General features: G+C 43.1%; 9 protein-coding genes. 5 read left to right on the top strand and 4 right to left on the bottom strand.

Annotation, left to right across the window (positions count from 1 at the left end; all coding sequences use genetic code 11):
* On the bottom strand, window positions 1–2113 hold a 2113-nt coding region (locus O9300_RS08660; protein ID WP_287971268.1), incomplete at its 3' end, for a DEAD/DEAH box helicase family protein.
* A 157-nt stretch (window positions 2114–2270) separates the two neighbouring features.
* Complete coding sequence (locus O9300_RS08655) at window positions 2271–4907, bottom strand: M1 family metallopeptidase (RefSeq protein WP_287971267.1); 2637 nt, start codon at window positions 4905–4907, stop codon at window positions 2271–2273.
* A gap of 4 nt (window positions 4908–4911) precedes the next feature.
* Here O9300_RS08655 and O9300_RS08650 point away from each other — a divergent pair, with 4 nt between their 5' ends.
* Together O9300_RS08650 and O9300_RS08645 are read left to right on the top strand one after the other, a co-directional pair.
* Window positions 4912–5349 carry a DUF4079 domain-containing protein gene (locus O9300_RS08650; RefSeq protein WP_002743713.1) on the top strand — a complete coding sequence of 146 codons (438 nt, stop codon included), beginning with the start codon at window positions 4912–4914 and terminating at the stop codon, window positions 5347–5349.
* A 102-nt stretch (window positions 5350–5451) separates the two neighbouring features.
* The gene (locus tag O9300_RS08645) at window positions 5452–6543 is read left to right on the top strand and encodes a CobW family GTP-binding protein (RefSeq protein ID WP_287971266.1); all 1092 of its coding nucleotides are present in this window, start codon (window positions 5452–5454) and stop codon (window positions 6541–6543) included.
* A gap of 359 nt (window positions 6544–6902) precedes the next feature.
* On the opposite strand, the gene O9300_RS08640 is transcribed toward O9300_RS08645, so the two are convergent.
* A complete protein-coding gene (locus O9300_RS08640) occupies window positions 6903–7823 on the bottom strand; it encodes a metal ABC transporter solute-binding protein, Zn/Mn family (protein ID WP_287971265.1) in 921 nt (306 codons plus the stop codon).
* Between the two features lie 134 nt (window positions 7824–7957).
* Here O9300_RS08640 and thrS point away from each other — a divergent pair, with 134 nt between their 5' ends.
* Window positions 7958–9757, top strand: coding sequence for a threonine--tRNA ligase (gene thrS, locus O9300_RS08635; RefSeq protein ID WP_287971264.1), 1800 nt, complete (start codon window positions 7958–7960; stop codon window positions 9755–9757).
* Window positions 9758–10027: 270 nt separating this feature from the next.
* Here the strand turns inward: thrS and O9300_RS08630 are convergent, their stop codons facing one another.
* The gene (locus O9300_RS08630; protein ID WP_002784608.1) at window positions 10028–10324 is read right to left on the bottom strand and encodes a DUF7219 family protein; all 297 of its coding nucleotides are present in this window, start codon (window positions 10322–10324) and stop codon (window positions 10028–10030) included.
* Between the two features lie 336 nt (window positions 10325–10660).
* Here O9300_RS08630 and purC point away from each other — a divergent pair, with 336 nt between their 5' ends.
* Both purC and coaE read left to right on the top strand, forming a co-directional pair.
* Window positions 10661–11386 (top strand): phosphoribosylaminoimidazolesuccinocarboxamide synthase, encoded by a 726-nt coding sequence (purC, locus tag O9300_RS08625; RefSeq protein WP_287971263.1) that lies wholly within the window; start codon window positions 10661–10663, stop codon window positions 11384–11386.
* 61 nt (window positions 11387–11447) lie between these two features.
* Window positions 11448–12047: a dephospho-CoA kinase gene (gene coaE, locus O9300_RS08620; protein ID WP_287971262.1), complete on the top strand. Its 600-nt coding sequence runs from the start codon at window positions 11448–11450 to the stop codon at window positions 12045–12047.
* Window positions 12048–12301: the final 254 nt, after the last annotated feature.

The following is a 12301-nucleotide window of genomic DNA, read 5'->3' as shown; positions in this document are numbered from 1 at the left end:
TTTCCAAACGAGTCAGACGGTGCAAACCATAACCCAACTCTCCCAAAACATCAAATAAATCGCAAGCTTCCAACTCATCTAGTGTCCTAATTATACTTGCCGATCGCCCCCCATCGGGCAGTATTTGTAATAACTTCCCCCTCTCCTCCGGCTGAACCCAAATTGAACGAAATAAGGTCAAATTAGTCACCTGATTAACCAAGGATTCCGCCAGCCTCTCTCGATACTCTTCTACCGTTATCGGCTTCGTTTCTCCGTCCACCGTCGTCAGAATATAGCGCCCCACCGGAGTAATATTCACCTCGAACCCCTCAACGGAGATAACCCGCCGTTGCTGCCTTTCCTTTGGTTCCGCCGCCGTACCCTTTTTGGTGGCTAACTTATCGAGAAACTTCTCCCCAAATAAACGGGTAGCATTAGTGTAGTCATACACCCGAAACATTAACTTATTAGTGGGTAGATCCAACCGCGTCCCCCGCCCTACCATTTGATAAAAACTAATGGGAGAATTGACATATTTAAAAAAGACAATATTTCTCACATTGGGGACATCGACGCCGGTGGTTAAAAGATCTACCGTCGTCGCGACAAAATGGGAACGGGAACTGCCCTTTAAATCCGGCAAATAGTCATTACCCGAAGATTTCGCCGTACACTTGAAAGCATAATAATCCTTCGGCTTTTCCCCCTTAGCGGCACACCAACGGCTATAGAGATTATTCATCTCAATGGCTACAGCATCAGCATGGCGGTCATTAACACAGAAGATAATCGTTTTCTGTTCCACTCCCCCCGTTGTTAACAAATGATTGAATAAATCCCCCGCCATCGCCATCACACGGTCAGGGAGCAAAATTAACCGCTCATAACTGGTTTTCTCGTACATTTCCCTAATTTCTGCCTCTGGGATGGGCTGTCCCGTGTTGGCATCAAGGGGATTTCTGCTGATGACCTCCTCCACTGTAATGCCCGTGTCATCGAGGTTGATGGCGCTCCTAACAATTTCGCAGGCGGCAAGATAGCCATCCTCTATCCCTTGTCCGATGTCGTATTCATAGACGGGTTCGCCAAAATAGGCCATATTATCGGCGGTGATTTGTCTATCGGCTTCTGATTCGGGCGAGTCTTCTGTAAACTCCAATTCCCGGGGAGTTGCCGTCAACCCCACCTGTACCGCCTCACTGTTGCGGGTGAGAACTTGCGACCACTTACCCCAAGCGGAACGGTGACACTCATCGATGATGATATGGCTGAAATAATTTTCCGGGTAATGGGTGGTTAAAAAATTCCCCATGTCCTCTTCCTTGTCCACATTCAGGGTTTGATAGGTGGCAATTAAAACACGGGCATTCTTGTGGGGTTGGTTCTTTTCTACTTCCGCCGCCTCGGAACCGAAGGCAATTTGCAAAGCCGCCGCCCCCTGGGTTCTCAACTCATCGCGATCGCAGACAAATAACGCCCGTCGCAACTGTCCGGCATCTGCTATCTTTCGCAGTAGGTTACAGGCAATAAAAGTCTTACCCGCGCCCGTTGCCAGGGTTAGAAGGACTCGCGCCGGGGAGCCTGTTTGCTGGCAGCGGGCAATTTTTTCCAAAGCAGCGCGGATGGCAGCATCTTGGTAGTAACGCCGTCCTCCTTCTCCCCCCTTATAGGGAGTCAGCAGGGGACGGGCGACCTCCTCTGCTAGGCTGAAGCCTACATACTGCTCGTATCTCCCCCTCAGTTCGGCCGGGGTAGGAAATTGGCTGAGGGGCTGAGGGGCTGAAGTTATATTCGTCGTGCGATCGTGTTCGACAAAAAGATGACCGTTACAGGAGTACACAAACGGTACATTTAACCCTTTGGCATAGCGTTTAACCTGTTCTAAGCCTTCAGTGGGGGGCGCATCTTCCTTTTTTGCTTCTATTAGGGCGACGGCTAAGGGTTGGCTGTCGCTACTGACGGCCACTCGCAGGGTATAATCGATCCTTCCCCTGGCGCGTTCGGCTTCCCCATCGATAATTTGAATTGCCCCCGGGGTTTCTTCTCGCTTGAGACAATCCTCGGTCCATCCTCTTTGATGCAGGACGGGGTCAATTAATTTGGCTCTGGTGTCTGTTTCTCCTAATCCCATGGTTCTCTCAAGACAGTAAACAGATAACTAATGAATGATACTAAAATCTGGTTATTAAAAACTGATTATCTATTGCCCCTATTGCCTTTTGCCTGTTCTGATATGTAGCCTATACTCAACTGATAACTGATAACTGATAACTGATAACTCAGGTTAACTAACCATTTTTCGCCTCTAATTTGGTCAAACGACTTTTAAGTTCCTGATTTTCCTGTTTCATTTTTTCTAATTCCTCGCGAATTTCCTGAATTGCTTTGTCGGAACCTAATTTTTTCTGGACTTTTTGTACTGCTTCCTCCGCTACACGACGGACGCGACCATCGGGAGTTCGATCGCTCAAAGCTTGTAAAATAACGATAGCTTTGGCATTTTCTATCTGTCCTAAAGCGTTACACACTGCCACTTGCGTCAAGAAAAAAGTCTCCTTGGCAATGGTTTCTAAACGTTCCAAAATTACGGTTAATTTGTCGGTGGTTTGTCCGGAAGAAATCGCTCCCAGGGCGCGGATAGCCCCTAATCTCAGGGGTTGAGGCGTGCCTAAAGCTGTGTAGGTCAAAATTGACTCCAAAGCCGCCGACGAGGTTTTTAACTGGCTTAAACCCCCAATTGCGCCCGCTCTTACTACCTCATTCCACCCCTTTCTTAACTGTAAAACATGATTGAGCAGGTCAATAATTTCCCCTTCTTTATTTTGCAATTGTCCCACGGCCATGGAGCCTAATCCTCGCGCCGCGGCCGCTTCCACATAATAACTAGCATCTCCAGTTTCTAATAGGGATTTAAGCGCATTATAACTATCTAAGGTTTTAATTTCACTTAATCCCTCGACAATTGCCCGACGTACTTGTGCTTTTTCGTCGTTTAAACCTTTAATTAAAGCAGTAACCGCCTGATCTAAACCAAGAGTCGCTAACTGTTTGACCACCTCCACACGCACCCCCCAAAAAGGCTCATTTTCTAGGGATGTCCCTAAAGCTTCGATCGCTTCTAAACCGCCTTTTTTAGCAATGGCTATGGCTGCATAGATACGGGAAATTGGATCGGTATCCTGTTGTAATTGCGCTTTTAATTCGCCGATGGGATACTCAAGAGTGACGGTTTTGAGGAAATTATTACCCCGATCGAACTTGACAAAATCGGGCTTTTGTGCTAGGGGAAAATAGAAAGTTTGTTCTTTTTGGTGAATCCGCAGATTGTAGGTAATATCCTCAGAGTTGAGATAGGCAAAAGCGACGGGAATTTTCAAGTCGAATAGTTCTTTTTCGTCCTGGGTTTGGGTGACAGTTAATTGGGCTAAATTATTCTGATTGTCCCAACTGTAGGCCACCTTATAATCGGGATGACCACCGCGATAAACGTACTGATCAAAGAGGAATAATAAATTGTAGCCGGTCGCTTTTTCGATCGCCCGTAATAAGTCCACAGTTTCCACGGTTTTATGGGCATTATCTCGCACAAAAGTCTGAATCGCTTTTCCGAATAAATCTTCCCCTAAAATAGAGCGGATCATGTGATAAACACAAGCACCTTTTTCGTAGAGATGACGATCATAAAGTTCGATCGCTTCTCGATAAATATGAGTAACAATCGGACGACGATAGCGGGAAGTATCTTCTTCTAAATAACTTCTTGCTTCCCCTAATAAATAATAACTACCGGATGCTTTTCCGTATTCCGATTCTGTCCATAAAACCTCAGAATAGGAGGCCATTCCCTCTTTAATCCAAGCGTGAGACCAGTGTTTAATCACCACTAAATCACCGAACCATTGATGAGCTAATTCATGGGCAACTAAGCTTTCTGTCCAAGTATGATCAATGCTGGCTCTTTGATCAATTAAACAGCGATCGGTTAAAATTGTGGTGGAAGTATTTTCCATCCCACCAAAAATAAAATCATCTACACAAACTTGCGCGTATTTGGGATAGGGATAGGGATAACCAAACTTTTGGCTAAAAAACTCGATCATGCGGGGAGTTTTACCCATACTTCTTTGGCCCTCTTCTTCCCGTCCTTTTTCCACATAATAAGTGACAGGAACACCATTCCATGAGTCGCATAATTCAGCAAAATCTCCCACCGCAAGAGTCATTAAATAGGTGGGATGAATTTGCTTTTGTGACCAGTGATAAATTCTGTCCTCACCAACGGTTGCCACCGAGATTAATTCCCCGTTAGAAATAGCGATATAGGGTTGGGGAATTTTTACCCGAATTTCGGAGGTAGTTAATTGGCCAGGGTAATCAAAACAGGGAAACCAAAAGCGAGAATCTTCATCTTCTCCCTGGGTCCAAACTTGCATCGGTTTATCGGGATAATATTCATCGGGGCCGATAAAATATAACCCCCGTTGTGGTTGCTTAACCTGATAGTTAATCGTCAGGATAATCGGTTTATCGGTGGTGGGTTGCAGCAGATGAATAGTCAGGAGAGACCGATCATAGTCAAAGGGTTGACTGATACCTTCAATGAACACAGAATTAATATTTAAATCCACCGCATCCAGAGTTAAACTGCTAATTCCCTGACGAATGGGGGTGAGGGTAATCTGACAGCTGCCCTGAAAACTTTGTTGAGGAATATCAATAATTAAATCGAGAAAAATATGATTAACTTGTCCGGGTCGATCGGGGTTATAATGGGGTTTAGCCCCGGGTAACTCAAAGGGTTGACGCTGATTATTTTCTGTGTCGATGGTGAGATGAGACATATTAGCCCTAACTTGCTGATTTTTGTCCGGTAAACTTAAATTAACACGATCGGTCGTCCCTTTCCTTGCTAATAATAATCCCACCCCTATGAATCTCCCTTCCTTTCTCTGGTTATGGAAAATTGCCGCTTGGTCGATGGGATTTACCCTCTTTGCCTATTTTTTACTAGCGGTTTCGGGGGTAAACATGGGTTATCGACGACTCGCGGGCCAATCTCGACCGAAATGGTTAAGATCCTTTCATCTCCTCAGCGGCCTGATCATGGTTGCTTTGGTCTTAATTCTGCTGGGAATCGGATTAGTGGGAACAATCGGTCATTATGGCAGTTTAGGCCACTCTTCCCACCTGATAGCGGGTTTATCGGTGGTTTTTCTGGTTTTTGTTTCGGCAATTAGCGGCCTGAACATTACAACTCGTCCACCTCTAGCGCGGTCTCTCCACATCGGCACTAATCTTTTATTGTTTCTGGGTTTTCTTTTTGTTACCCTAACAGGATGGGATGTGGTCCAAAAATATCTACAATAAAAATAGTCGGCGATCGAGTGGAGACTGTTTGATCGAGAAAAACTAGCTATCTCATCCCGAAAAATCGCTTTTTAGTGACAGAATACTCACCCCCAAATCATTATGCAAACCGTCGAATCACAAGCTATTAACACGATGTCAGTGCCAAAAAAAGGGCTACCGGTAACAATTATTACTGGGTTTCTTGGTAGTGGTAAGACTACTCTCCTCAATCATATTCTCAGCAATCAACAGGGATTAAAAACTGCTGTTCTTGTCAATGAATTCGGTGAAATCGGTATCGATAGCGAACTGATTATCAGCAGTGATGACAGCATGGTAGAATTAAATAATGGCTGTATTTGCTGCACGATTAACGAGGATTTAATTCAAGCAGTTTATAAAGTTCTCGAACGTCCCGAAAAAATCGATTATTTAGTCGTAGAAACCACGGGATTAGCCGATCCTTTACCGGTAGCTTTAACCTTTTTAGGTACAGAATTACGGGAAATGACCCGTTTAGATTCCATTGTCACTATGGTGGATTGTGCCAATTTTAGTCTCGATTTATTCAACTCGCAAGCGGCCTTAAGTCAAATCACCTACGGTGATATTATTGTTCTCAATAAAACCGATCTAGTGGATGAAGGGGATGTGGATTCTTTAGAAATAAGAATCCGGGACATGAAGCAAGGAGCGAGAATTCTTCGTACTAGCAAAAGTCAGGTTCCTTTACCCTTAATTCTCAGCGTCGGACTATTTGAATCGGATAAATATTTCGACACAGAAGAAGAACACCACGACCATGATCACCACGACCACGATCACGACCACTGCGACCATGATCACGACCACGATCACGATCATGATCATCACGATCATTCCAATCATTTAGAGGTGGATGGATTTACTTCTATTTCCTTTGCTAGTGACCAACCTTTTTCGATTCGGAAGTTCCAATATTTCCTCGATAATCAGTTACCGGAAAGCGTTTTCCGCGCTAAGGGGATTCTCTGGTTTGATGAAAGTCCTAAACGTCATATTTTTCACCTCAGTGGCAAACGTTTTACTCTCGAAGATGACGAATGGAAAGGTACTCCCAAAAATCAGCTAGTTCTTATCGGTCAAAATCTCGATCATGAAACCCTAAAAGAACAGATTAACAGTTGTCTCATTTTACCTGCTGTCAATCGCGGTAAAGGATTTGGGAAATAAACCCCGCTTTGTAAATCTAAGCTAAACGGCTTTTACTTCGGATCACCGATATAGACTCCAAAAGGGTTATAGCTATTGGATCATGCAGGTTAAGCGCCGTTTAGCTTACTAAGTTGGGATTTTTAAGGGGAAACTCTCTGCTAAAGTCGGGCGTTACTTTCGATTTTTTCGCTCAATCCAAGCTTTTGGGGGGTTCTACCCCCCAAACCCCCCGCGCATTAGCTTTTCGGTGGGATGCTTACAGGCAGCTGCTGATCCATTTGTCATCATCTAAAAGTCACCGATAATTGCTGATTGTCGGTATTTCTGCCTTCCTAACTCCTGACTCTAAGGACAATTTTTTGATTTTTACAAGAGGTCTATTGACCTTCTTGAGGTACTTTTCCTCCTAAAGATTCCACGATCGATCGAGTATTTTCTTTCAGCATTTTTACATAACTATCCCCTCCAGTACCCACCGCGCCGATCGAATCAGAATATAATTGTTGTGGTGCTAATTTCACCCCCGCTTCTTCGGCTACAGTGGTAATTAAAGCGGGATTAATAGTGGTCTCGGCAAAGATAGCAGCAACCCGGAGATTTTTAATAGCATCGGCTAAATTTTTCACCGTTTGGGCGCTTGGTTGTTCTTCGGTACTAATGCCAATTAAAGTTCCCGCTACTTTTAAACCATAGGCATGAGCATAATACTGAAAAGCGTCATGAGTGGTGACTAATTGTCTTTGGGAAGGGGGGATAGTTTCAATAGCAGCAGTAATCCAGCGATCAAGATTTTCTAATTCCCTGATTAATTGGGCGGCATTTTCAGTAAAAATCTCTTTATCTTCGGGACTTAATTCCATCAATTGATCTCGGATTTTTTCCACCATGATTATACCATTTTTAGCCGAACCCCAAACGTGGGGATCGGGGACTTTATGCCCCTCTTTTTCCAATTGTAAAGGCTTGATTGCTTCTCCCACGGCCACTTTTTTAGCTTTAACTGCCGTAGAATTGATCATTTTAATTAACCCCGGTTCGAGATTATAACCGTTATAGAGAATTAAATCGGCTTTTTCTAAAGCCACACTATCGGCGGGAACTGGTTCATAAACGTGGGGATCATCCCCCGGTTTTAAAATGTCTTGATGGTCAATTTCTTCACCGCCCACTCCTGCGGTTAAATCGGCGATAATTGTGCTGGTGGAGATTACCTTGGGTTTTTGGTTATTAGTGGTATTAACCGAGGGATTACAAGCAACCAATCCCAAAAATAAACAGGATAAAATTAGTTTTTTCATCGAGAAATAGAGATGAGGGGTTAGAGGTTAGAGGTGAGGGGAAATGGCATTGATATCTATCCTGATTTTTTTCCTGACTAAAGACTCCTTTTACTATTAAAATAGAGAATAGAGAAGGTGTAAATTGAAGAGATATGGATAACCAAGCCCCGATTAAACTACCGAAAACCAGCGAATCCGACCACCTCAAGCGCATTCGTCACACCACCTCCCATGTTATGGCCATGGCGGTGCAGAAATTATTCCCGAAAGCCCAAGTTACTATCGGGCCTTGGACTGAAACCGGATTTTACTACGATTTTGATGTGCCGGAACCTTTTACCGATAAGGATCTCAAGGACATCAAAAAAGAGATGGTCAAAATCATCAATAAAAAACTGCCGGTCATTCGCGAGCAAGTTTCTCGGGAAGAGGCGGAAAAGCGCATTAAAGCGATTAATGAACCCTATAAGCTGGAAATTCTGGCGGGAATTCAAGAACCCATCACCCTCTATCATCTTGGTGACGCTTGGTGGGATTTGTGCGCCGGTCCGCACCTAGATAATACAAGCGAACTAGACCCAAAAGCGATCGAATTAGAGACGGTAGCGGGTGCTTATTGGCGTGGGGATGAGAATAAAGCCCAATTACAGCGCATTTACGGCACAGCTTGGGAAAATCCCCAACAATTAGCCGAATACAAGCGCCGCAAGGAAGAAGCCCTCAAACGCGACCATCGGAAATTAGGCAAAGAATTAGGTTTATTTATTTTCTCTGATTCTGTCGGGCCGGGGTTGCCTTTATGGACCCCCAAAGGAACTTTAATTCGTTCTTTGTTAGAAGATTTTCTCAAAAAAGAACAGTTAAAACGCGGTTATTTACCCGTAGTTACTCCCCATATTGCTCGCGTCGATTTGTTTAAAATTTCCGGTCACTGGCAAAAGTACAAAGAAGATATGTTTCCCATGATGGCGCACGATGAGGAATCTGCTAGTAAGGAAATAGGATTTGTCCTCAAACCGATGAACTGTCCTTTTCATATTCAAATCTATAAAAGTGATTTGAGATCCTATCGGGAATTGCCGATGCGTTTGGCAGAATTCGGGACAGTTTATCGTTACGAACAATCGGGAGAATTGGGAGGATTAACTAGAGTTCGCGGTTTTACCGTCGATGATTCCCATTTGTTTGTCACTCCCGAACAATTAGACAAGGAATTTTTAAGCGTTGTTGATTTAATTTTGACGGTGTTTAAGAGTTTACAATTAAAGAATTTTAAGGCGCGATTGAGTTTTCGTGACCCCGAATCGGATAAGTATATCGGTTCCGATGAAGCTTGGGAAAAGGCAGAATCAGCGATTAGAAAAGCGGTGCAAACTTTGGGGATGGATTATTTTGAAGCCCCCGGAGAAGCGGCTTTTTATGGTCCAAAATTAGACTTTATTTTCCAAGATGCCCTCGAAAGAGAATGGCAGTTAGGAACGGTACAGGTAGATTATAATTTACCCGAACGTTTTGAACTAGAATACGTTGCCGAAGATGGTAATCGTAAACGTCCGGTGATGATTCATCGCGCACCTTTTGGTTCTTTGGAACGTTTAATCGGTATTTTAATCGAAGAATACGCAGGGGATTTTCCTCTTTGGTTAGCCCCTGTCCAGATACGATTATTACCGGTTAGTGATACTCAATTGGATTACGCTAAAGAGGTGACAGCGAAAATGCAATTGTTAGGAATTCGCGCCGAAACCGATACCAGTGGCGAACGTTTGGGTAAAATGATTCGCAATGCTGAAACCGAAAAAATCCCCGTGATGGCAGTGGTGGGGGCCAAAGAAATGGAAAGTAATAGTTTAAGTATTCGCACCCGTGCCACGGGCGATTTAGGAGTAATTAGCGTCGAGGAAGTGGTGGCAAAATTAGAAAATGCCATCCAAAATCACGGTAATTTTTAAGCGTTTGCTCATCTAATTCTATGGGGCAGAAAATATTTCTGTCCCAGCATTTTTTATCAAGCGAGAAGATTTTTCCTGATTAGAGTTCTTGCATAATTAATTTTCGAGAGTGCAAAAATGAGAAAAATAGACATAAAATTGCATAAAATCTCTAAATAGAGCATTTAATTGATTAATGCTCATTCTTAATTCTCCTGACGACCGGCTACTGGCTCGGAGACTCCTCACCTAAGGTCAGATTTTTGATTTTTGCAAGAGGTCTGTTACCCTTTAGGTATCATCATCTTTTTGAAAGGGATTTTCCCCAATGCCCAGGCCTTTTTTGCTCTGTTTTAAGTCTTTCCAGAGGGCTTTAATTTTTTGATAGGCTTCTAGAGAACTGATTTTGCCCCCCGTTTCCAGATTACAAATAAAACTGACTTTTTGGGCAAATTCCTGTAAATTGGCGTTAAATAGCAAGTTTTCTGGCTTAAATTCTCCATAGTAGGGGGCGCGAGGATAGAGAAAATTCTCCTTGCGGCGATCGGGGAGATTTGGGTTATCATCGTTAGGAGGATTCTGGTTCATAGGGCGACGGCGGGTAATTTTGCGGAATTTCTTTAGATTTTTCGGTAATGGTAATGGGAGATAATATCAATTGTTGGATATCATTGAGGATTTAAGTAAAAACTTGGCTGATTCGCCAAAAGTTGACCCCTGGTATCGTGACAGTTTTTGGTTATAGGTTAAGGTTCGGTCGCCAAATGTTGGCATTTATCTTTAAGCTGCAATTATACATTATTTTTCTCAACGATCATCTACCCAATGATAGAGACTTTTTGTCTGGGTTGATCGCCAAAATTTACTGATGCCACTATCTGATTGACTATCGATTTTCTTCTATCAATGCCGAGGATGATAACTATGGAAAAACTCTATGAAGGTAAGGCCAAAATTCTCTATCAAACCGATGATCCCGATATTCTCCTCACTTATTACAAAGACGATGCCACCGCTTTTAATGCCCAAAAACGCGGGCAAATTGTCGGTAAAGGGGAAATTAACTGTACTGTCTCCACTGCCCTATTTCAATGGTTAGAATCCCTAGGAATACCTACCCATTATATCGATCGCCCTAGTTCTAGGGAAATGCGCGTCAAGGCGATTAAAATCATTCCTTTGGAAGTAGTAGTCAGAAATATCGCCGCCGGGAGTTTGTGCAAGCAAACGGGATTAGAGGAGGGGAAAGTTTTACCTTTTCCTCTTGTAGAATTTTACCTCAAGGATGACGCTTTGGGCGATCCTTTGTTAACAATTGATCGCATAAAAGTGATTGATATTGCCAGCGAGGAGCAAGTCAATCAGTTACGAGATTTAGCCCTGCAAATCAATCAATATCTACAAGAATTTTTCGATAAGTGCCAGATTATTCTCGTCGATTTCAAGTTAGAATTTGGAGTTGATAAAACGGGCAAAATTTATCTAGGTGATGAAATTAGCCCCGATACCTGTCGTCTCTGGGATAAAACCCAAGAGGATGCCCAAGCGCGCATTCTCGATAAGGATCGTTTTCGTCGCGATTTAGGAGATGTGGAAACTGCCTATCAACAAGTACAAGCAAGAGTTTTACAACAGATAGAGAGTTTATAACTTTAGGGTGTGTTAGCGAGCGCGTAACGCACCTTAATTGAGATTAGCAATTTAATAATTTATGTCAAGAAGAATTATCGGGTTAACAGGGGGAATAGCCTGTGGTAAATCCACGGTTTCCAATTATTTAGAAAATATCTACAAAATTCCTGTCCTTGATGCGGATATTTATGCCCGGGAAGCAGTGGAAAAAGGTTCGGCAATTTTAGAGAGAATTTTTGTGCGTTATGGCAGAAAAGTTAAAACTGAGGATAATTCCCTTAATCGCCAACAGTTAGGAGAGATTATTTTTAATAATCCCGAGGAAAAAATCTGGTTAGAAAGTCAGATTCATCCCTACGTTAGAGAATGTTTTAAGCGGCATTTAGAGCAGTTAGAAGCCCCGATAGTTGTTTTTTCTGTTCCTTTATTATTGGAAGCCAAACTAACCCATTTAGTCACAGAGATTTGGGTGGTTTCCTGCGGTTTTGAGCAACAAATTGAACGCTTAATGACTAGGAATAACTTAAGCAGAGAACAAGCGATCACTCGGATTAATAATCAAATGCCTTTAGCCGAAAAAATTGCCTTAGCTGATATTGTTTTGGACAATTCCGGGGATTTAGAAGCTTTATATACCCAGATTGATCGAGCTATAAGTAGCTGGTTAGAATTAAATTGAAGATAGATCCCCCCTTAATAAGGGGTGTGCCGATCCCCCCTGCCCCCCTTGATAAGCGGGGTGCCGATAGGCGGGGGGATCCCCCTTGATAAGGGGGGAAACTGATAGTTTTTGGTTCTTCGGTTTGTCTTATGCAACGTACAGGATTATAAGGAATGAAACTCTTATAGAGAAAGACATTTGGGGATTTTTGTCAATTGTTTTCGATCTAGAGCGAACTAATCAATTAAATCTCTTGCCAGATAAGGATTTAG

This window comes from Microcystis sp. LE19-195.1E (genome assembly GCF_027532095.1).
GTDB classification, from domain to species: Bacteria; Cyanobacteriota; Cyanobacteriia; order Cyanobacteriales; family Microcystaceae; genus Microcystis; species Microcystis aeruginosa.
This window is presented reverse-complemented; position numbering and strand designations above follow the sequence as displayed.